This is a genomic window from Streptomyces sp. NPDC090022 (assembly GCF_044748145.1).
In the GTDB taxonomy this organism is placed as follows: domain Bacteria; phylum Actinomycetota; class Actinomycetes; order Streptomycetales; family Streptomycetaceae; genus Streptomyces.
In genome coordinates this window covers 40,619-60,605 of record NZ_JBIVFN010000024.1, presented here as the reverse complement: position 1 = coordinate 60,605, position 19,987 = coordinate 40,619, and the positions used below count along the sequence as shown (strand labels likewise).

19 protein-coding genes are annotated in these 19,987 nt (G+C 74.2%); all 19 read left to right on the top strand.

What is annotated here, in order from left to right; all coding sequences use genetic code 11:
• Positions 1-225 precede the first annotated feature (225 nt).
• The 19 genes from ACIPXB_RS30255 (at position 226) to ACIPXB_RS30165 (ending at position 19,940) form a co-directional block, all read left to right on the top strand.
• Positions 226-1,038 carry an SDR family NAD(P)-dependent oxidoreductase gene (locus ACIPXB_RS30255; protein ID WP_401454930.1) on the top strand — a complete coding sequence of 271 codons (813 nt, stop codon included), beginning with the start codon at positions 226-228 and terminating at the stop codon, positions 1,036-1,038.
• A gap of 37 nt (positions 1,039-1,075) precedes the next feature.
• Entirely contained in the window at positions 1,076-2,266 is a 1,191-nt protein-coding gene (locus ACIPXB_RS30250; protein ID WP_401454928.1) for an acyl-CoA dehydrogenase family protein, read from the top strand.
• Between the two features lie 53 nt (positions 2,267-2,319).
• Positions 2,320-2,781, top strand: coding sequence for a PhzA/PhzB family protein (locus ACIPXB_RS30245; protein WP_401454925.1), 462 nt, complete (start codon positions 2,320-2,322; stop codon positions 2,779-2,781).
• 11 nt (positions 2,782-2,792) lie between these two features.
• Positions 2,793-3,416, top strand: a complete 624-nt coding sequence (locus tag ACIPXB_RS30240; RefSeq protein WP_401454922.1) for an isochorismatase family protein — start codon at positions 2,793-2,795, stop codon at positions 3,414-3,416.
• On the top strand, positions 3,413-5,275 hold the full coding sequence (locus ACIPXB_RS30235; RefSeq protein WP_401454919.1) for an anthranilate synthase family protein: 1,863 nt from the start codon (positions 3,413-3,415) through the stop codon (positions 5,273-5,275). Before ACIPXB_RS30240 ends, ACIPXB_RS30235 begins: the two co-directional genes overlap by 4 nt.
• Positions 5,272-5,628 carry a hypothetical protein gene (locus ACIPXB_RS30230; protein ID WP_401454917.1) on the top strand — a complete coding sequence of 119 codons (357 nt, stop codon included), beginning with the start codon at positions 5,272-5,274 and terminating at the stop codon, positions 5,626-5,628. The genes ACIPXB_RS30235 and ACIPXB_RS30230 overlap by 4 nt, the downstream gene beginning before the upstream one ends.
• A complete protein-coding gene (locus tag ACIPXB_RS30225) occupies positions 5,621-6,484 on the top strand; it encodes a PhzF family phenazine biosynthesis protein (protein ID WP_401454915.1) in 864 nt (287 codons plus the stop codon). Before ACIPXB_RS30230 ends, ACIPXB_RS30225 begins: the two co-directional genes overlap by 8 nt.
• Positions 6,485-6,498: 14 nt before the next feature.
• Positions 6,499-7,167: a phenazine biosynthesis FMN-dependent oxidase PhzG gene (phzG, locus tag ACIPXB_RS30220; RefSeq protein ID WP_401454912.1), complete on the top strand. Its 669-nt coding sequence runs from the start codon at positions 6,499-6,501 to the stop codon at positions 7,165-7,167.
• 20 nt (positions 7,168-7,187) lie between these two features.
• Positions 7,188-7,709 carry a flavin reductase family protein gene (locus ACIPXB_RS30215; protein WP_401454910.1) on the top strand — a complete coding sequence of 174 codons (522 nt, stop codon included), beginning with the start codon at positions 7,188-7,190 and terminating at the stop codon, positions 7,707-7,709.
• Positions 7,710-7,771: 62 nt separating this feature from the next.
• On the top strand, positions 7,772-9,358 hold the full coding sequence (locus ACIPXB_RS30210) for an amino acid adenylation domain-containing protein (RefSeq protein WP_401454909.1): 1,587 nt from the start codon (positions 7,772-7,774) through the stop codon (positions 9,356-9,358).
• The gene (locus ACIPXB_RS30205; RefSeq protein ID WP_401454908.1) at positions 9,355-9,633 is read left to right on the top strand and encodes a phosphopantetheine-binding protein; all 279 of its coding nucleotides are present in this window, start codon (positions 9,355-9,357) and stop codon (positions 9,631-9,633) included. The genes ACIPXB_RS30210 and ACIPXB_RS30205 overlap by 4 nt, the downstream gene beginning before the upstream one ends.
• Positions 9,633-10,709, top strand: coding sequence for a 3-oxoacyl-ACP synthase III family protein (locus tag ACIPXB_RS30200; protein WP_401454907.1), 1,077 nt, complete (start codon positions 9,633-9,635; stop codon positions 10,707-10,709). The genes ACIPXB_RS30205 and ACIPXB_RS30200 overlap by 1 nt, the downstream gene beginning before the upstream one ends.
• 200 nt (positions 10,710-10,909) lie before the next feature.
• Entirely contained in the window at positions 10,910-12,007 is a 1,098-nt protein-coding gene (locus tag ACIPXB_RS30195; RefSeq protein ID WP_401454905.1) for a phenazine antibiotic biosynthesis protein, read from the top strand.
• Positions 12,007-13,440, top strand: a complete 1,434-nt coding sequence (locus ACIPXB_RS30190; protein WP_401454903.1) for an aldehyde dehydrogenase family protein — start codon at positions 12,007-12,009, stop codon at positions 13,438-13,440. The genes ACIPXB_RS30195 and ACIPXB_RS30190 overlap by 1 nt, the downstream gene beginning before the upstream one ends.
• Before the next feature lie 102 nt (positions 13,441-13,542).
• Positions 13,543-15,516: an FAD/NAD(P)-binding protein gene (locus ACIPXB_RS30185; protein WP_401454901.1), complete on the top strand. Its 1,974-nt coding sequence runs from the start codon at positions 13,543-13,545 to the stop codon at positions 15,514-15,516.
• 218 nt (positions 15,517-15,734) lie between these two features.
• The gene (locus tag ACIPXB_RS30180) at positions 15,735-17,150 is read left to right on the top strand and encodes a lyase family protein (RefSeq protein WP_401455013.1); all 1,416 of its coding nucleotides are present in this window, start codon (positions 15,735-15,737) and stop codon (positions 17,148-17,150) included.
• Complete coding sequence (locus tag ACIPXB_RS30175; protein ID WP_401454900.1) at positions 17,147-18,358, top strand: 3-deoxy-7-phosphoheptulonate synthase; 1,212 nt, start codon at positions 17,147-17,149, stop codon at positions 18,356-18,358. Before ACIPXB_RS30180 ends, ACIPXB_RS30175 begins: the two co-directional genes overlap by 4 nt.
• Positions 18,355-19,716 (top strand): acetyl-CoA carboxylase biotin carboxylase subunit family protein, encoded by a 1,362-nt coding sequence (locus ACIPXB_RS30170; protein ID WP_401454898.1) that lies wholly within the window; start codon positions 18,355-18,357, stop codon positions 19,714-19,716. The genes ACIPXB_RS30175 and ACIPXB_RS30170 overlap by 4 nt, the downstream gene beginning before the upstream one ends.
• Positions 19,713-19,940: a hypothetical protein gene (locus ACIPXB_RS30165; RefSeq protein ID WP_401454896.1), complete on the top strand. Its 228-nt coding sequence runs from the start codon at positions 19,713-19,715 to the stop codon at positions 19,938-19,940. Before ACIPXB_RS30170 ends, ACIPXB_RS30165 begins: the two co-directional genes overlap by 4 nt.
• The last annotated feature ends 47 nt before the right edge of the window (positions 19,941-19,987 follow it).

Below are 19,987 nucleotides of genomic sequence, written 5' to 3'. Positions count from 1 at the left end.
TGGCGGTGGCGGTGGATGGAGTGCGTATCGGCCGCAGTATTGCCCGCCGCCCACCCGTCCAGGAATGGCCGCCGTGTCCGGGTGCGGAAATTCCGCAGTCGGACACCGGCTGCCCCGCGGATGCCCGACAGGTGTCCGAATTCAGGCACGTGGACACCCCGGCATTCATCGGGATGAATAAGGGGCCAGAAACCCAACGGGACACCGGGCAGAAGGAGTTCGACTGTGGCTGGCAAGGTCTGGTTCATCACCGGCACGTCCCGGGGCTTCGGCAGGGTCTGGGCCGAGGCCGCCCTGCGGCGCGGCGACCGGGTCGCCGCCACCGCCCGTTCGCTCGACAGCCTCGACGGCCTCGTCGAGGCGTACGGCGACGCGGTGCTGCCGCTCCGGCTCGACGTCCGCGACCGCGAGGCGGCCTTCGCCGCCGTCGCCGCCGCCCACGCCCACTTCGGCCGGCTCGACGTGGTCGTCAACAACGCCGGGTACGGCCTCTTCGGCGCCGTCGAGGACATCACCGAGGCCCAGGCCCGGGACCAGATCGACACCAACCTCTTCGGCACCCTGTGGGTCACCCAGGCCGCGCTGCCCCTGCTGCGCGCCCAGGGCGCCGGTCACATCCTGCAGATGTCGTCCATCGCGGGCCTGGCCTCCTGGCCGATGCTCGGCCTCTACCACGCCTCCAAGTGGGCCATCGAGGGCCTGACCGACGCCCTCGCCCAGGAGGTCGGCCGGTTCGGCATCCACGTCACCCTCGTCGAGCCGGGGCCGTACAAGACCGACTGGCGCGGCGCCTCCGCCGTCTGGGCCGAGCCGGGCGAGGCCTACGCGGACGTCGCCGAGGCCCCGTCGGCCGGCTCCGCCCCCGGCGACCCGGCCGCCACCGCCGGGCCCGTGCTGGAGCTCGTCGACTCCCCGAACCCGCCGCTGCGCCTGCTGCTCGGCGCCACCGTCCTGGACACCATCACCGCCTCCTACGAGGAGCGGCTGGCCGGCTGGAAGCAGTGGGACACCCTCGCCCGCGCCGCCCAGGGCAACTGACCTCCCCACCACCCGCTTTCTTGAAGGGATCACGACCGTGCAGACTGAGCTGACCGGGCTGACCGCCGAGCTCGTGGACCGTGCCGCCGGACTGCGCCCGGCCCTGTGGGAGGACGCGTCCGAGACCGACCGCGAGCGCCGGCTGACCGCCCGCGGCGTGGCCGCGCTCACCGAGGCGGGCCTGTTCCGGCTGATGACGCCGAAGCGGCTGGGCGGCCACGAGGCCGACATCCGCACCCTGCTGGAGGTCGCCAGCGAGGTGGGCCGCGGCTGTTCCTCCGCCGCCTGGATCACCGGGGTGCTCAACGCCGGCAACTTCGTGGCCTCCCTCTTCCCCCGCGAGGTCCAGGACGAGGTGTGGAGCCTGAACGCCGACGCCCGCACCGCCCTGGTGCTCGGCATGCCGGCGCGCGGCGTCGAGCACGCCGAGGACGGGGTGCTCGTCACCGGCGAGTGGGGCTACGTATCCGGATCCCTGCACGCCGACTGGGTGGGGGTGCTGATCGCCGTCCCCACCGAGGGCGGCGAGCCGGTCGTCCACTTCGCGCTGATGCGGGCCGACGAGGTCGAGGTCAAGGACACCTGGCACTTCGCCGGGATGCGCGGGACCGGCAGCAACACGGTCGTCGCCACCGGGGTGTTCGTGCCGAAGCGGCGGCTGCTGCCGTACGCGCCGCTGCTGGCCGGGCGGACCGACGGCCTCGTCGACGCGGGCAACCGCTACCGCAACAGCCTGGTGGGGCTGTTCTCCATCGGTCTGCTGGGCTCGCTGATCGGCGGCGCCACCGCCGCCTTCGACCTGGTCCGCGAGGCGGCGCCGAACCGGCCCGCCGCCGGATCGAAGTTCCCCAACCAGGCCGAGTCCCCGACCCTCCAGCTCGACCTCGCCGAGGCCGCCACCAAGATCGAGACGGCGAAGCTGCTGGCCGCGCGGATCGCCGACACCGCCGACCGGTACGCCTACGCGGGCGAGTTCCCCGACGTCCTCACGCGCGCCGCGGCCCGGCAGAACTCCACCCAGGTCGCCCAGTTGTGCCGGGAGGCCGTGGACCTGCTGATGACCGCGTACGGCTCCTCCGCCTTCAGCGAGGCGAGCCCCCTCCAGCGGATCTGGCGCGACGTCAACGTCGGCAGCCGGCACGCCGGCTTCGGCATGGGCATCCCGGCCCAGCTCTACGGCCGCGCGCTGGTCGGCAAGGACCCGCGCGAGGTCAGCCTGCTGGTCTGAGCCCGCCCGCCGAACGCAGAGAAGCCGACCCGACCCGAGCACAGGAGCTGGACATGAGCGACGAGCAGAAGGTGCGCGAGGCCAACCGCGCCATCGTGGAGCAGTACATGAACACCCGGGGCGAGGACCGCCTGAAGCGGCACCTGCTCTTCACCGAGGACGGGGTCGGCGGTCTGTGGACCACCGAGACCGGCGAGCCCATCACCATCACCGGCCGCGACCGCCTCGGCGAGCACGCGGTGTGGTCCCTGCGCTGCTTCCCCGACTGGACCTGGACCGACATCGAGATCTACGACACCCAGGACCCCGACCGCTTCTGGGTGGAGTGCCGCGGCGAAGGAAAGATCGTCTACCCGGGCTATCCGGTGGGCCACTACCGCAACCACTTCATCCACTCGTTCCTGTTCGAAGGCGGGCGGATCAAGCAGCAGCGCGAGTTCATGAACCCCACGAACCAGTTCCGCGCCCTCGGGATCGAGGTCCCCCAGGTCCGGCGCGAAGGAATCCCCACCTAAGGAGATGCCCGATGGCCGGCCTGCCGACCGTGGAGTCCTACCCCCTGCCGACCCGGCGGACCCTGCCGGAGAACGTCGCCGACTGGACGGCGGACCCGGACCGCGCGGTGCTGCTCGTCCACGACATGCAGCGCTACTTCCTGGCCGCCCTGCCCGACCCGCTCCGCTCCGACCTGGTCCACAACGCCGCCCAGCTGCGCAAGCGGGCCGCCGCCCTCGGCGTGCCCGTCGCCTACACGGCGCAGCCCGGCCGGATGTCCGAGGCCGACCGCGGGCTGCTCAAGGATTTCTGGGGGCCGGGCATGCGCACCGCCCCCGAGGACCGCGAGGTGGTGCCCGAGCTCGCGCCCGAGCCCGGTGACCTGGTCCTGACCAAGTGGCGCTACAGCGCCTTCTTCCGCACCGACCTGCTGGAGTTCCTGCGCGCCGCCGGCCGCGACCAGCTCGTCCTGTGCGGGGTGTACGCCCACGTCGGGGTGCTGGCCACCGCCATGGACGCCTACAGCCACGACATCCAGCCCTTCCTCGTGGCCGACGCCGTCGGCGACTTCTCCGAGGTCCACCACACGCTCGCGCTCACGTACGCCGCCCAGCGCTGCGGCAGCGTCGTCACCGCCCAGGAGGTCTTCGCATGACCCGGCACAGAGACCTCCTCGACCGGATCCAGGCCGGGGAGCTGGACTCCTTCGCCCTGCTGCACCGGCCCGAGCGGGACCCGGGCACCGTCACCGTCCTCACCGGCGGCGTGACCAGCCCCGCCTCGCTGGCCGCCGTACCGCTGGACACCGAGCAGGTGCTGGTCGTCGTCCCCTACCGGCAGCTCTCCGAGCGCGGCTTCCACGCACCCGACGACGGGGCGCCGCTGCTGGCGCTCGCCGTCGACGCGCAGGACGACCTCGCGCTCGCCGACCTGCCGGGCCGGATCGCCGACGTCCCCGTGACCCTGACCGGCGGGCGCTTCGACGTCGGCGACGAGGAGTACGCCGACACCGTCCGCCGGATCGTCCGCGACGAGATCGGCTCCGGCGCCGGCTCCAACTTCGTCATCAAGCGCTCCTACCTGGCCCGCATCGACTACTACGGCCCGCGCACCGCGCTGGCGCTGTTCCGGCGGCTGCTGGAGCGCGAGCAGGGCGCGTACTGGACCTTCGTCATCCACACCGGCGGCCGTACGTTCGTCGGCGCCACCCCCGAGCGGCACGTCTCGCTGCACGGCGGCACCGCGGTGATGAACCCCATCAGCGGCACCTACCGCTACCCCGCGCAGGGCCCCACCCTCGACGGGGTCACCCGCTTCCTCGCCGACCGCAAGGAGGCCGACGAGCTGTACATGGTCGTCGACGAGGAACTGAAGATGATGGCCCGCATCTGCGAGTCGGGCGGCCGGGTCACCGGCCCCTACCTCAAGGAGATGGCCCGCCTCGCCCACACCGAGTACTTCATCGAGGGCACCACGCGCCGCGACGTACGCGAGATCCTGTACGAGACGATGTTCGCGCCGACCGTCACCGGCAGCCCCCTGGAGAGCGCCGCCCGCGTCATCGCCCGCCACGAGCCCGGCGGCCGCGGCTACTACGGCGGTGTCGCCGCCCTCATCGGCCGCGAGCCCGACGGCAGCCGCTCCCTCGACTCCGCCATCCTCATCCGCACCGCCGACATCGACGCGGCCGGGGACATGCGGATCGGCGTCGGCGCCACCCTGGTGCGCCACTCCGACCCGGCCTCCGAGGTCGCCGAGACCCGCGCCAAGGCCGCCGGACTGCTCGGCGTGCTGGAGCCGGCCGCGCCCGTGCGCTTCGCCCAGCACCCCGCGGTCCGCGCGGCGCTCGCCTCCCGCAACACGGGCATCGCCTCGTTCTGGCTGAGCGGGGACGGGGCCCGCCCCGACGCCCGGGTGCCGGGTCTGACCGGGCTGAGCGCCCTGGTCGTCGACGCCGAGGACACCTTCACCGCGATGATCGGCCAGCAACTGGCCGCGCTCGGGCTGGAGGTGACCGTACGCCGCTTCGACGAGCCGTACGCCCTCGACGCGTACGACGTGGTGGTGCTCGGCCCCGGCCCCGGCGACCCGCGCGACGCGGGCGACCCGCGGATCGTCCACCTGCACCGGGCGGCCGCCCGGCTGCTGGCCGAGCGGCGGCCGTTCGTGGCCGTGTGCCTGAGCCACCAGGTCCTCAGCACCCGGCTCGGCCTGGACCTGGTGCGCCGGCCGGTGCCCAACCAGGGCGTGCAGCGCGAGATCGACTTCTTCGGCAGCTACGAGCGGGTCGGCTTCTACAACACGTACGCCGCCCAGAGCCTGGACGACAAGGTCGACGGCGGCGAGCTCGGGATGATCGAGGTCAGCCGGGACCCGAGGACCTGCGAGGTGCACGCGCTGCGCGGCCCGCACTTCGCGTCGATGCAGTTCCACGCCGAGTCGGTGCTCACCGTCGACGGCCCGCGGATCCTCGGCGAGACGCTGCTGGGCGTGCTGGGGGTGCGGGTCGGATGAGGGTCGACGTCGCCTGGTGGGACCTGGAGGGCACCGGGCAGAGCATCGCCTCGATGCGCGCCCACCTGCACGAGGAGGGCATCGGCGCCTGGACCGGGGTACCGGGGCTGGTGCTGAAGCTGTGGCTGGCCGACGAGACGGCCAACCGGTGGGGCGCGGTGATGCTGTGGAGCGAGCGCCCGGCCGACGGCGTCCTGCCGCCCAACCGGGCCGCGGAGCTGATCGGCACCCCGCCGGCGCACCGCTGCAGATTCGACGTCGAGGCCGCGGTGGAGGGCGAGCACCCGCTCACCACCCTCGGCGGCCTCGGCCCAGCCTTCGCACTCAGCCAGGGAGTTCCCTCCAATGCATGACTACATGGTCGTGGACGCCTTCGCGCGCAAGGCGCTCGAAGGCAACCCCGTGGCCGTCTTCTTCGGCAGCGAGGACCTGACCTCCGACCGGATGCAGGCCATCGCACGGGAGATGAACCTCTCCGAGGTCACCTTCGTGCTGCCCGCCGAGGCGGACGCGGCCGACGCCCGGATCCGGATCTTCACCCCGGTCAACGAGCTGCCCTTCGCCGGGCACCCGCTGCTGGGCACCGCCGTGGCCCTGGGCCTGAGCCGCAAGGCGCTGGGAGTGGCCCGCAAGGAGGAACGGCTGCGGCTGGAGACCGGGATGGGCGTGATCCCCTTCGACGTCGGCATGGACAACGCCGACGGCGCGGTGATCGTGCAGATGCGCCAGCCGCATCCCACCTGGGAGCCCTACGAGCACGCCGACGCCCTCCTGGAGGCCCTGGGCCTGACGGAGTCCACCGCCCCGGTGGAGATCTACCGCAACGGCCCCCGGCACGTCTTCGTCGGGCTGGAGAGCGTCGAGGCGCTCTCCGCCCTGGAGCCCGACCACCGGGCGCTGTCGAGGTTCCCCGACATGGCGGCCAACTGCTTCGCCGGAAAGGGCGAGGAATGGCGCACCCGGATGTTCTCCCCGGCCTACGGGGTGGTGGAGGACGCGGCGACCGGCTCGGCCGCCGGCCCCCTGGCCATCCACCTGGCCCGGCACGGCCTGGCGCCGTACGGACAGCGCATCAAGATCACGCAAGGGGTGGAGATGGGCCGGCCCTCGCACATGTGCGCCACCGCCCACGGCACCGCGGACCGCGTCGACGGCGTGCGGGTCGGTGGCTACGGGACCGTCGTCGCCCGCGGAACCATCTACGTCTAGGAGTGCAGCCGCTCATGAGCACCCGGATCGACACCAGCCGGTTCGAGTCCCTCTCGGGGGACGCGGACCTCGACTTCCCCGCGTACGACAGCCCGCCCGCCGAACCGATGCCCCTGGTCCGTGAGTGGCTGGCCGAGGCCGTACGGCGCGGGGTGCGCGAGCCCCGCTCGGTGGCCCTGGCCACCGCCGGCGCCGACGGCCGCGCCTCCAGCCGGATCGTCACCCTCACCCGCGAGAGCGACCAGGGCCTGGTCTTCACCACCCACTCCACCAGCCGCAAGGGCCGCGAACTGGCCGAGACCGGCTGGGCGTCGGCCCTGCTGTACTGGCGCGAGCTCGGCCAGCAGATCGCCCTGAACGGCCCGGTCACCGCGCTCTCGCCCGCCGAGAGCGACGCCCTGTGGGCGGCCCGCCCGGTGCCCCTGCACTCCATGACCACCGTCTCCCGGCAGAGCGAACCCCTCGACGGCGCCGACGGGCCCGCGGAACTGGAGGGCCTGCGCACCGAGGCGTACCGGCTGCTGGACACCGGCCGGGCGCTGCCGCGCCCCGAGCGGTTCACCGGCTACCTGCTGCGGCCCGACGAGATCGAGTTCTGGTCCGCCGCCTCCGACCGGCTGCACCGCCGGCTCCGCTACACGCGGCACGGCGCCCGCTGGCGCACCGCCCGCCTCCAGCCCTGATCGGAGAGTGACGTCCCATCATGGAGCGCTCCCTGCTCACCCGCACGATGGCGCTGGTCCCCGGCCCGGTGACGGTGGTCACCACCCTCGACGCGGACGGCAAGCCCTGGGGGTTCACCGCCAGTTCGTTCAGCTCGGTCTCCCTCGACCCGCCGCTGGTCTCGGTCTGCCTGGACAAGGGCGCCAGCACCCACGCCGCGTTCACCACCGCCCGGCACTTCCTGATCAACGTGCTGGCCGAGGAACAGCACACGGTGGCCCGCCGGTTCGCGACCTCCGGTATCGACCGGTTCGCCGCGGGCGACATGGAGGTGTGCGAGCTGGGCCTGCCCGGACTGCACCACACCTCCGTACGCGTCGCCTGCTCCCTGCACTCCATCGTCGACGCCGGCGACCACAGCATCCTGATCGGCTGCGTCGAGGAGGCCCATACGAGCGACCGCACCCCGCTCGTCTACTACAACCGCTCCTTCGCCCGGCCCGCCCCCAACCCGGACCGGGCCGAACAGGACATCCGCGCGTCCCACATCGCCGACTGGTAGCACCCCGGCCGGCCACCGCACGTCCCATCCGTACGCCACCCGTACGCCCGCAAGGGGGAGCCATGACCCTGCCCACCATCGGTCCGCCGCGCGCCGAGCGCGCCACCGACTACCGCGCGCTGACCGAGGTCTTCGCCGACTCGGCCGAGCGGTTCCCGGACCGCACCGCGCTGTCGGCGGACGGAGCCTCGTACTCCTACCGCCGCCTGGACACCTGGACCGACGCCGTCGCGGCGCTGCTGGCGGACCTCGGCGTCGGCCGGGGCGACCGGGTGGCGCTGCGGATGCCGCCGGGCGCCGCCGCCATCGCCTCGATGATCGGCATCATGAAGGCGGGCGCCGCGTACGTGCCGCTGGAGGTGCGCAACCCGCCCTCGCGCAACCAGTTCATCGTCTCCGACAGCCAGGTCACCGCCTTCCTGGGCGACCCCGACACCTGCGAGACCGGCGCGGTCCCGGTGGTCTCCGAGGAGCGGATCACCGGCCTGCTGAACGCCCCGGCCGCTCCCCGGCCGGTCCGGCAGGACCGGCCCGCACCCGACCCCGCCGACACCGCGTACATCATCTACACCTCCGGCACCACCGGCCGCCCCAAGGGCGTCCTCGTCCCGCACGGTGCCGCGGCGGTCCTGCTGGCGAGCACCGAGGGGCCGTTCGCCTTCGACGAGCACGACAGCTGGCTGCTGTTCCACTCCATCGCCTTCGACTTCTCGGTGTGGGAGATCTGGGGCCCGCTGGCCACCGGCGCCCGCCTGGTGGTGCTGCCGCCGGGCACCTCGCGCTCGCCCGAGGCGTGCATGCACTTCATCGCCGACGAGGCGATCACCGTCCTGAGCCAGACCCCGACCGCCTTCAGCGCGATGACCGGCATCATGCTCCGCGACCAGAAGGCCCTGCCCGCCCTGCGCTACGTGATCTTCGGCGGCGAGAAGCTCACCCCGGAGACCGTCCGCCCCTGGGCCAAGCAGTTCGGGCTCTCCAGCACCGTGCTGGTCAACATGTACGGGGTCACCGAGGCCGCCGTGCTCAGCACCTACCACGCGGTGACCGAGGAGGACCTCGACACCGACACCCTCTCGATCGGCGCGCTGCTCTCCGGCGGCGCCCGCGTGGTCACCGTCGACGGCCGCGACGCCGCCACCGGCGAGGAGGGCGAGCTGTGGCTGAGCGGCCCCCAGGTCGCCGACGGCTACCTGGGCCGGCCCGAGCTGACCGCCGAGCGGTTCCCCACCGTCGACGGCGTCCGCTTCTACCGCACCGGCGACCTGGTCACCCCGCGCGCGGACGGCGGCTACGGCTACGTCGGGCGCGCCGACCTCCAGGTCAAGCTGCGCGGCCACCGCATCGAGCTCAGCGACATCGAGGTCGCGGTCCAGGCCCACCAGGACATCGCCGACGCGGTGGTCTGGGTGCACGAGTTCAAGCCCGGCGACCAGCGGCTGGTCGCGGCGTACGTGGTCGCCGAGGGCGCCGCCGACCCCGGCACGCGGGCGCTGCGCGGCCACGTACGGGAGCTGCTGCCCTCGTACATGCACCCCTCCAGCTACCGGGCGCTGCCGCTGCCGTACCTGCCGCGCACCGTCAACGGCAAGGTCAACCGGGCCGAGGTGGCCCGGATCTGGGAAGAGGAGAGGAGCCGTACCCGATGAGCAACGACACCACCACGCGCGCCGAGGAGATCCGCAGGGCGACCCTGGAGTGGGTGGCCGACCTCCTGGAGGAGCCCGAGATCGCCCTGGAGGACACCTTCCTGGAGCTGGGCGGGCACTCCGCGCTCGCGCTCCAGCTGGGGGAGTACGCCCGGGAGCGCTTCGGCGACGAGTACGACCTGATGATCCTGTTCGAGCGGACGCTGGCGGAGGCCGCGGACGACCTCGCCTGGCGCCTGTCGGAGGCGGAGTCCACCGCCCGGGAAGCCGCCTGATGACGACGGACACCGCCACCACCGCCACCGCCGCCACCGCACCGGCCGCCGGGAGCCCGGCCGTCGACATCGGCATCGCCGGCTTCGGCTACGCCTTCGGCGAGGACCAGGACGTCGCGGCCGTCGCCGCCGACTACGTGCCCGACCCCGAGCGCGTCGTCAAGTGGGGCTACCGGACCTTCCACCGCGCCGCCGACGACGTCACCGCCACCGACCTCTCGCGCCAGGCCGCCCAACAGGCCCTGGACCGGGCCGGGATCACCGCCGACGCCCTCGACCTGGTGGTGGTCGCCACCACCGACATGCCCGAGTACTCCTACTGGGACAGCGCCTCGGCACTGGCCCGCGAGCTGAAGATCGAGCGCACCCAGACCCTGCTGCTCAACGAGGGCTGCGGCTCGGGCGTCAACGGCCTCTTCTACGTGGCCTCGACGTTCGCGATGCAGCCGGAGGCCCGGCACGCGCTGTTCGTGGTCGTCAACCGGGTCAGCGAGTTCCACCGCAACCGGATGAACGTCATCAACACCGTGCTCAGCGACGCGGCCGTCGCCGTCGTCGTCACCCGCGGCCACGACGCCAACCGCTGGCTGGCCGGCGAGCAGTTCACCGACCCCGAGTACAGCGACCTGCTGCGCCTGGACTTCGGCGGCGCGCTCACCCCGCTCCCGCCGGCCGGCTGGACCAGCGCCGACGCCCCGTCCGCGTACGACCAGGTACGCGAGCAGTTCGCCGGGGACCCCGCCAAGCTGCGGAAGTTCATCGGCGAGCGCTACACCCGGCTTGTCGAGGTCATCGAGGGCGCGGCCCGCCGCGCCGGGGTGAGCCGCGGCGACATCGACCACGTCATCTACCTCAACGACGTCCCCGCCAGCATCGCCGCCGTGGCCACGCCGCTCGGCGTGCCGGTGGACCGGACCAACGCGGCCCTCGCCCCCGACCACGGTCACATGGGCGGCGCCGACCAGCTGATCTCGCTGGGCCTCCAGATCGAGCGCGGCGAGCTGAACCCCGGCGACCTGGTCGCCCTGTGCGGCATCTCCACCGGCCGCTGGTGCGCCACCTTGATCCGTATCTAGGCCGCGGCCACCGCCACCGGCCTCCCCGACCAGCGCGTACGCCGACGGGACCGAACCCATTCCCCCGTGCCGGGTCCCGTCGGCGTACCCGCTGCACCGCACCGCGCTCCGCCCGCACCGCGCTCCGCCCGCACCGCGCTCCGCCCGCGTCCGCTCCGCCCGCGTCCGCCCCGTCCGCGCACCCTCGACTAGGAGACACCGTGTCCTCGCCAGACAATCCGATCCTGGACCTTCCGTACGAGGTGCAGCCCGACCCGGACGAGTTCCTCCGGGCCGCCATGGAATGGCACTTCCACCCGGAGACCGGCTCGCCGTTCTGGCTGCGGCGCGCGGAGACCCTCGACTTCGACCCCCGTACGGACATCCGGACCCACGCCGACCTGCGGCGCTTCCCGAACGTCACCGGCGAGCTGCGGCACGTCCGCGCCGAGGACCTGATCCCGCGCGGCTACGGGCCCCGCCCCGACGTCGTCGGCGTCTTCGAGTCCGGCGGCACCACCGGCGCCCCCAAGCGGGTGGTCCTCACCCGCGACTGGCTGGACCGCATGGTGGCCTGGTCCAACGCCAACCTGGACGCGCACGGCTTCCCGCGCGGCGCCAACTGGCTGGGCCTGGTGCCCACCGGCCCGCACATCGTCGGGGAGTTCTTCCGCCGCTCCGCCGCCACCCATGGAACCCGCGGTTTCACCATTGACCTCGACCCGCGCTGGGTGAAGAAGCTGATCGCGGCCGGCCGCGGCGCGGACGCGGGCGCCTACGCCGAACACCTGCTGGAACAGGCCGAGTTCGTCCTGACCACCCAGGACATCGAGGTGCTCACCATCACCCCGTCGGTGCTGGAGCGGCTCGCCGGCCGCGAGGACCTGGTGGAACTGGTCAACAAGAAGGTGAAGGCGATCCGCTGGGGCGGCACCCAGCTCGATCCGGACTCCCGGCACCTGTACCGGACGGAGATCTTCCCCGGCACCGCCTTCTGCGGGAACTACGGCAGCACGATGATCCTCGGCTTCGCCGGCGAGCGCGCCGGCCTGGCCGACGAGGACCCGTGCGTCTTCGACCCGCTGAGCCCGTACGTCACCTTCTCCGTCGTCGACCCGGCGAGCGGCCAGAGCGTGGCGTACGGCGAGCGCGGCCAGGTGGTCGTCAGCCACGTCAGCAAATCGTTCCTGCTCCCCAACAACCTGGAGCGGGACCTGGCCACCCGCCTCCCCTCCACCACCGGCTCCGGGGACGCCGTCGCCGACATCGCCCCCGTCGCCACCTTCGAGAACGAGACCGTCATCGAGGGGGTCTACTGATGCCGGCCCCGACGCCCACCTCCGCGGCGGCCACCTCCGCGCCGGCCGCCTCGCCCGCCTCGCCCGCCCTGCTCCAGCTCGACGCGCTCGGGCCGCAAGGGCCCTTCCGGGCCCGCCGCCGCACCATCGTCACCGACGTCGCCGGCACCCCCGTCGCCGAACTCAGCCTCGTCCCCTCCCTCTTCGTCGACCGCACCGTCAAGGCGCTGCACCGGGCCCGCCCGCTGCCCGCCGACGAGCGGATCGCCGCCGTCGCCCGCGCCGCCGAGCTGTTCGCCACCGCCGACCTCGCCGGCCAGAGCGCCGCCGAGTACGAGCACACCGTCAGCCGGGTCGGCGGCGTCCCGCTCTCCGTCGTCCGCGCCACCACCGCCAACATCCGCGCCCGCCTCACCCGCGTCTACGACAGCCTGACCCAGGCCCGCCCCGGCGGCACCGCCGAGGACTGGCGCTCCCCGCTCACCCGCACCGGCCGCGCCGTCTGGGTCCGGCGCGCCGAGACCTTCGCCGTGCTCGCCGCCGGCAACCACCCCGGCACCCACAGCCTCTGGCCCGAGGCCCTCGCCCTGGGCTACCGGGTCGCCGTACGCCCGTCCCGGCGCGAGCCGTTCACCCCGTACCGCCTGGTGGCCGCCCTGCGCGCGGCCGGGTTCGGCGCCGACCACATCGCCTACCTGCCCACCGACCACGCCGAGGCCGACACCCTGCTGCGCGCCGCGGACCGCTCGCTCGTCTACGGCGGCGAGGACGTCGTACGCAAGTACGGCGGCGACCCGCGGATCCTGCTCCAGGGCCCCGGCCGGACCAAGATCCTGATCACCGCCGACACCGACTGGCGCGCCCACCTCGACACCATCACCGCCTCCGTCGCCGCCCACGGCGGCACCGGCTGCGTCAACACCACCGCCGTCCTCGTCGAGGGCGACCCCGCCCCCCTGGCCGACGCCCTCGCCGGGCGCCTGGCCGCCCTGCCCGCCCTGCCGCCCGAGGACGACGCGGCCGTCCTGCCGGTCCAGCCCGCCGCGGCCGCCCGGGCCGTCGAGGCCCACCTGTTCGCCCAGGCCGCCGGCAGCCACGCCCACCTCGGCGGCGACGGCGTCGCCGCCGACCTCGGCGACGGGAGCGCGGCCCTGCGCCCCGCCGTCCACCGCCTGGAGCGCTCCGACGCCCCCCAGGCCGGCGTCGAACTCCCCTTCCCCTGCGTGTGGGTGGCCCCCTGGAACCGCTCCGACGGCATCGCCCCGCTGCGCGGCAGCCTCGTCGTCACCGCCCTCACCGCCGACCACGACCTGCTCGACGACCTGATCGCCGAGCCGACCATCGGCAATGTCCACGCCGGCGACCACCCCACGTACTGGATGGGCCCCGGACTCCCGCACGACGGATATCTCGCCGAGTTCCTCATGCGCAGCAAGACCGTCGTCCGCGACTGAAAGGACCGCCCGTGCACACCCGCCCGGCACTCACCGACGTCGGCTGGAACACCGCCGTCTGACACACCCAGGCCCTCTTTCACGCTGGTGGGAGTAGAGAACATGCCGCAGCACAGCCATGCCCGGATCGCCATCGTCGGGGCCGGCCCCCGAGGCCTGTCCGTCCTGGAACGCATATGCGCCCAGGAACGCAAGTCCCCCGCGCACGACGCCCTGACCCTCCACGTCGTCGACCCCTCCTCGCCCGGCCCCGGCGCCGTCTGGCGCACCGCCCAGCCGCGCCACCTGCTGATGAACACCGTCTCCTCGCAGATCACCCTCTTCACCGACGACAGCGTCAGCATCGAGGGCCCCATCGAGGAGGGCCCCAGCCTCTACGAGTGGTCGCGCCGGCTGTCCGCCGCCGACGAGGACGCGTACGGCGCCCAGACGCTGGCCGAGGCCCGCGAGCTCGGCCCCGACTCCTACCCCACGCGCGCCTTCTACGGCCACTACCTCCAGTGGGCCTTCCAGGAGGCCGTCACCAACGCGCCCGACCACATCGAGATCCACGTCCACCGCACCCGCGCCGTCGCCCTCACCGACGACGCCGCCCCCGGCGGCCCGCAGACCCTCGACCTCGCCGACGGCGTGCGCCTGGCCGGGCTCTCCGCGGTGATCCTCGCCCAGGGCCACCTCCCGGCCCGCCTGGGCCCGGAGGAGCGCAGACTCTCGGAGTTCGCCGCCACCCACGGCCTCTCCTACACCGGCCCCTCCAACCCCGCCGACGTCGACCTCGGCGCGATCGGCGCCGGCCGCCCCGTCCTGCTGCGCGGCCTCGGCCTGAACTTCTTCGACTACATGGCCCTGTTCACCCTCGGCCGCGGCGGCTTCTTCGAGCGCCGCGCCGACGGCCGGCTCGTCTACCGCCCCTCCGGCCTGGAGCCCAAGATGTACGCCGGCTCCCGGCGCGGCATCCCCTACCAGGCCCGCGGCGAGAACGAGAAGGGCCCCGACGGCCGCCACACGCCCCGGCTGCTCACCGTCGAGCGGGTGGCCGCCATGCGCGCCGCCGCGAAGGACGGCGACTGGATCGACTTCGGCATCCACATCTGGCCGCTGATCCAGAAGGAGGTGCAGAGCGTCTACTACGAGCGGCTGCTGACGGCCCGCGGCGGCCACTTCACCCCCGACGTCATCGAGGACTTCACCGCCCGCTACCTCGCGGCCGCCGACGACGAGGCCGAGGACGCCCTCCTCGCCGAGGCCGGCATCGACGGCGAGGAGCGCTGGAACTGGCAGAGCCTCTCCCGCCCCTACGGCGACCTGCGCTTCACCGGCCGCGACGACTTCCGCCGCTGGATGCTCGCCTACCTGCTGCGCGACGCCAAGGAGGCCCGCGAGGGCAACGTCAGCGGTCCCCTCAAGGCCGCCCTCGACGTGCTGCGCGACCTGCGCAACGAGATACGCCTCGCCGTCGACCACGGCGGCCTGGAGGCGGGCTCCCACCGCGAGGACCTCGACGGCTGGTACACCCCGCTCAACGCCTTCCTCTCCATCGGCCCGCCCGTGTCCCGCATCGACGAACTGATCGCCCTGGCCTCGGCCGGGATCGTCGAGTTCACCGGTCCCGGACTGCGCGTGCGCACCGAGACCGACGGCCCCGACGGCCCCGTGTTCGTCGCCACCGCCGACGGGGTCGACGCCCCCGACATCCGCCTCACGGCCCTCATCGAGGCCCGGCTGCCCCACCCCGACCTGCGCCGCACCACCGACCCGCTGCTGCTCCAGCTGCTGGAGAGCGGCCAGTGCCGCCCGTACACGGTGCGCGGCAGCGCGGGCATCGACTACGAGACCGGGGGGCTGGCCGTCTCCGAACGCCCCTACCACCTGGTCGACGCCGCCGGCCGGCCGCACCCGCGCCGCTTCGCCTACGGCGTGCCCACCGAGTCCGTCCACTGGGTCACCGCCGCCGGCATCCGCCCCGGCGTCGGCTCCGTCACGCTGGAGGACTCCGACGCCATCGCCCACGCCGCCCTCGCCCTCACCGCGGTCCCCGAGCCGCTGACCGCCCCCGGCGCCGAGGTCCGGGCATGACCCCGCTCACCGCCGTCCCCCGGCTCACCCCCGACCTCCCGGCGGACACCGTCGTGGCAGCGGCCGCCCTGCTCGCCGCCGCCACCGGACCCACGGCGGCCCCTGTCTCCGAGGCCGCGGCGCCCGCCGCGCCCGCCATGCCCGAGGCCCCCGCGCCCGCCGTGCCTGGCGTGCCCGCCGGGATCGAGGCGCCCGTCCCCGACGACCCCGCGCCCGCCATGCCCGCCGCGCCTGCGATGCCGGCCGCGCCCACCGCGATCGACGTCGGGCTCCTCTCGCCCGTACGTGCCGGGACCCCCGCCGAAGCGGCCACCAGCGACACCGCCTGGCTCCAGGCCATGCTCGACGCCGAGGCCGCGCTCGCCCGGGCCCAGGCCCGGCTCGGCACCCTGCCCCCGGCGGCCGCCGCCGCGATCACCGGGGCGGCCGACGCCGGGCGGCTCGACGTACGGGCCCTCGCGCTCGCCGCCCGCGAGACCGCGAACCCCGTGGTCGGCCTGGTCGCCGCCTTCACCCGGGTCGTCGCCGCCACCGACCCGGCCGCCGCCGAGTACGTCCACCGCGGCTCCACCAGCCAGGACGTCCTCGACACCGGGATGATGCTGGTCGCCACCCGCACCCTGAAACTGCTGCGCGCCGACCTGCTGCGCACCGCCGCGGCCCTGGCCGGCCTCGCCGCCGCCCACCGCGACACCGTGCTGGCCGGGCGCACCCTCGCCCTGCACGCCGTCCCCACCACCTTCGGCCTCAAGGCGGCCGGCTGGCGGCACCTGCTGCTCGACGCCGTCCAGCGCATCGACCGGCTGCGGCTGCCCGTCTCCGTCGGCGGCGCCGCCGGCACCCTCGCCGGCTACCTGGAGTACGCCCGCATCGACGGCGACGGGCCGGTCCCCGAGGACTACGCCGACCAGCTCGCCGCCGCCTACGCCTGCGAGACCGGGCTGTGCGCGCCCGCCCTGCCCTGGCACACGCTGCGCACGCCCGTCGCCGACCTGGGCGCCGTCCTGGCCCACACGGCCGGCGCGCTCGGCAAGTTCGCCGTCGACGTGCTGCTGCTCGCCCGTACCGAGACCGCCGAGGCCGCCGAACCCGCACCCGCCGGACGCGGCGCCTCCTCCGCCATGCCGCACAAACGCAACCCCGTCCTGGCCACCCTGATCCGGTCCGCCGCCCTGGTCGTCCCCGCCCTGGCCGGCACCCTCGCGCAGGCCCTGGTCAGCGAGGACGAACGGTCCGCCGGCGTCTGGCACGCCGAATGGCACACCCTGCGCGAAGCCCTGCGGCTGACCGCGGGCGCCGCGCACACCGCCGTCGAACTCGCCGAGGGACTCGACGCCGACCCGGCACGGATGCGCGCCAACCTGGACCGCACCGCCGGCCTGCTCGTCACCGAACGGATCGCCGCCGTCCTGGCCCCCCGGCTCGGCAAGGCGGCCGCCCGCGACCTGCTCACCGAGGCCTCGGCCCGGTCCCACCGCACCGGCACCCCCCTCCCGGAGGTCCTCGCCGCCGACGCCACGCTGCACGGCGTCCTCGGCCCGGAAGAACTGCGCGACCTGCTGGAACCCGCCCACTACACCGGGGCGGCCGGTCCGCTGACCGACCGGGCCCTGAAACGAGGAGCGAACGCATGACCAGTACCGCACTAGGGGCGCTCCAGTCGGCACAGCAGCCCGACTGGCCCGACACCGCCACCCTCGCCACCGTCGTCGACCGGCTCGGCGAACTGCCCCCGCTGACGCCGCTGTCCGAGAGCGACACGCTGCGCGCGCGGCTGGCCGCCGCCGCCCGCGGCGAGGCACTCCTGCTCCAGGGCGGCCACTGCGCCGAGGAGTTCGGCGCCCGCGCCCTCGGCGAGGCGGAGTCCACCGCCACCACCCTGCGCCAGATGGCGGAGATCGTCTCGTACGGCGCCGCCGTGCCCGTCGTCCCGCTGGGCCGGATGGCCGGGCAGTACGCCAAGCCGCGCTCCCGCCCGACCGAGACCCGCGACGGCGTGGAACTGCCCGCCTACCGCGGCGACGCCGTCAACGGCCTCGGCTTCACCGCCGGGGACCGCGCCGCCGACCCCTGGCGGATGATCACCGCGTACGACACGGCCGTACAGACCCTCGACCGCATCCGCCTGCTGCCCGGCGGCGACGGCGGCGACGGTGGCGGTGACGACGTGCCCGAGATCCCGCTGCACGTCAGCCACGAGGCGCTGCTGCTGGACTACGAGGTCCCGCTGGTGCGCACCGACCCCGTCAGCGGCCGCCGCTGGGCCGGCTCGGGGCACTTCGTGTGGATCGGCGAGCGCACCCGCCAGCTCGACGGCGGACACGTCGCCTTCGCCGCCTCCATCGCCAACCCCGTCGGTGTCAAGGTCGGCCCGACCGCGACCGCCGACGAACTCCTCGCCCTCACCGAGATCCTCGACCCCGAGGGCGAGGCGGGCCGGCTCACCTTCATCACCCGCATGGGCGCCGACCGGATCCGCGACGTCCTGCCGGGCCTGGTCGAGAAGGTGACCGCCGCCGGGGCGCCCGTGCTGTGGGTCTGCGACCCGATGCACGGCAACACCCAGGTCGCCCCGACCGGCCACAAGACCCGCTCCCTGGGCGACATCACCGCCGAGATCGCGGCGTTCGTGGAGATCCACCGCGAGCTCGGCACGCACCCCGGCGGGCTGCACCTGGAGCTCACCGGCGCCCACGTCACCGAATGCGTCGGCGGCACCGACCCCGTCACCCTCGACGACCTCGACCGCTGCTACACCACCGCCTGCGACCCGCGCCTGAACCGCGGCCAGGCCCTCGACATGGCCTTCCTGGCCGCGGACCTGTGGAGGCCCCACCGATGAGCACCGACCCGCTGCCCGCCACCGCGCCCACCCACGGCGAGAGACCCGCCGCGTTCCTCCTCACCGGGTCCTTCCTGGCGATCTGCCGGGCCCCGCGCTACCTGGAGGAACTGACCCGGCGCGGCCTGAGGATCCTGCTCATCACCCCGTCCGTGTGGCGGGAGCAGGCCCTGGCCGCCCTGCGCGAGCCCGGCCACCCGGCCGCCGCCCTCGCCGACATCGCCTTCGTCGACGGCTCCGTGGACCGCGAGTGCTCCTTCAACGCGGGCGTCGTCGCCGCCGTCCGCGGCTGGGAGGGCGCGTACGAGATCGTCGGCACGTACGCCGCCGGCGAGACACTCGTCGAGCCCACCGGGCTCGTCGCCGACGCCCTGAACCTGCCCTCGCCCGGCCTGCGGGCCAGCCGGGTGTGCCGCAGCAAGTACCTCCAGCGGCTGCACCTGGGCGAGTTCAACCCGTACGCGCTGGTGATCCCGCCGGGCGCGCGGGCGGCCGCCGACCTCGCGGCCGTCCCGTACCCGGCGGTCGTCAAACCCGCGACCCGGCACTCCAGTTCGGGCGTGCGGACCGCGACGGACGCGGCGCAGCTGGCGGAGCTGCTCGCCGGCTACCCCGACCACGAGACGCTCCTGGTGGAGGAGAAGGTCGCGGGCCAGGAGTTCTCGGTCGAGGCCCTGGTCCAGCACGGCCGGATCGTATGGGACTCGGTGACGGTGAAGCAGACCACCGACGCCCACGCCGACACCTTCGTGGAGCTCTCCCACACCGTGTCCGGTGCGGTCGGCCTGGACCGCAAGACGCTGCTGGCCGCCAACAAGTGCCTGCTGCACCTGCTGGACTTCCAGGACGGCATGACCCACTCCGAATGGCGGCTGGACGCGTCCGGCCACCCCAAGCTGATGGAGGTCGCCGCCCGCACCCCCGGCGACGGCCTGACCGTCCTCTACCACCTGGCCACCGGCCGCCCCGTCGAACCGGAGATCATCCGCATCGCGCTGGGCGAGTGCGCCGAGTACCCCAAGGCCACCCGGCACGCCCGCCAGGTGTACGTGGAGCACGAGCCCGGGATCCTGGAGGAGGTCACGCTGGACTGGCCGGGGGTCACCGTCGAATGGGCCGGCGAGGGCGACCTCTGGCCGCAGGTCCCGGCCGGCCGCCCCGACGACCCGCCGACCCTGCGGGCCGTCTTCGTCCAGAAGGAGAAGGGCAGTTACGTCGGCCCGCTGCACAGCAGCGAGGACCGGGTGGCGAACTTCTTCATCGACGCCCCGTCGTCGGTGGCCCTCGACGAACTGGAGGCCCGCGTCCGTGCGGCCATCACGGTCCGCACCTCCCCGGCGCCGGCGGGGGCCCGGTGACCCCGGCCGGCCACCCCGCCCACGGGCCCGGCGGGGCGGAGGCGGCTCCGGCCTCCGGCCCCCGGGCCCCGGCGCGCCTGCTCCTGGGCGGCGGGTTCGCCCTCGCGGCGGCGGCCGCGGGAGCGGGCGCGGCCCCACCGGTCACGGCCGGCGGGCCCCTCCGGGCGGCGGCGCGCGCCATGAAGACCCTGCTCGCCCCGGCGCCGCGACGCCCGGGCCAGTGACCCACCGACCGGCGAGGGCCGCGGGACCACTCCCGCGGCCCTCGCGC

Excerpts from the sequence above, each read along its gene's own strand:
- ACIPXB_RS30205 (WP_401454908.1), top strand. The coding sequence starts at position 9,355 with ATGAGCAACGACACCACCACGCGCGCCGAGGAGATCCGCAGGGCGACC.
- ACIPXB_RS30245 (WP_401454925.1), top strand. The coding sequence starts at position 2,320 with ATGAGCGACGAGCAGAAGGTGCGCGAGGCCAACCGCGCCATCGTGGAG.
- ACIPXB_RS30200 (WP_401454907.1), top strand. The coding sequence starts at position 9,633 with ATGACGACGGACACCGCCACCACCGCCACCGCCGCCACCGCACCGGCC.
- ACIPXB_RS30230 (WP_401454917.1), top strand. The coding sequence starts at position 5,272 with ATGAGGGTCGACGTCGCCTGGTGGGACCTGGAGGGCACCGGGCAGAGC.
- ACIPXB_RS30170 (WP_401454898.1), top strand. The coding sequence starts at position 18,355 with ATGAGCACCGACCCGCTGCCCGCCACCGCGCCCACCCACGGCGAGAGA.
- ACIPXB_RS30235 (WP_401454919.1), top strand. The coding sequence starts at position 3,413 with ATGACCCGGCACAGAGACCTCCTCGACCGGATCCAGGCCGGGGAGCTG.
- ACIPXB_RS30190 (WP_401454903.1), top strand. The coding sequence starts at position 12,007 with ATGCCGGCCCCGACGCCCACCTCCGCGGCGGCCACCTCCGCGCCGGCC.
- ACIPXB_RS30180 (WP_401455013.1), top strand. The coding sequence starts at position 15,735 with ATGCCCGCCGCGCCTGCGATGCCGGCCGCGCCCACCGCGATCGACGTC.
- ACIPXB_RS30175 (WP_401454900.1), top strand. The coding sequence starts at position 17,147 with ATGACCAGTACCGCACTAGGGGCGCTCCAGTCGGCACAGCAGCCCGAC.
- ACIPXB_RS30240 (WP_401454922.1), top strand. The coding sequence starts at position 2,793 with ATGGCCGGCCTGCCGACCGTGGAGTCCTACCCCCTGCCGACCCGGCGG.
- ACIPXB_RS30225 (WP_401454915.1), top strand. The coding sequence starts at position 5,621 with ATGCATGACTACATGGTCGTGGACGCCTTCGCGCGCAAGGCGCTCGAA.
- phzG (WP_401454912.1), top strand. The coding sequence starts at position 6,499 with ATGAGCACCCGGATCGACACCAGCCGGTTCGAGTCCCTCTCGGGGGAC.
- ACIPXB_RS30210 (WP_401454909.1), top strand. The coding sequence starts at position 7,772 with ATGACCCTGCCCACCATCGGTCCGCCGCGCGCCGAGCGCGCCACCGAC.
- ACIPXB_RS30185 (WP_401454901.1), top strand. The coding sequence starts at position 13,543 with ATGCCGCAGCACAGCCATGCCCGGATCGCCATCGTCGGGGCCGGCCCC.
- ACIPXB_RS30215 (WP_401454910.1), top strand. The coding sequence starts at position 7,188 with ATGGAGCGCTCCCTGCTCACCCGCACGATGGCGCTGGTCCCCGGCCCG.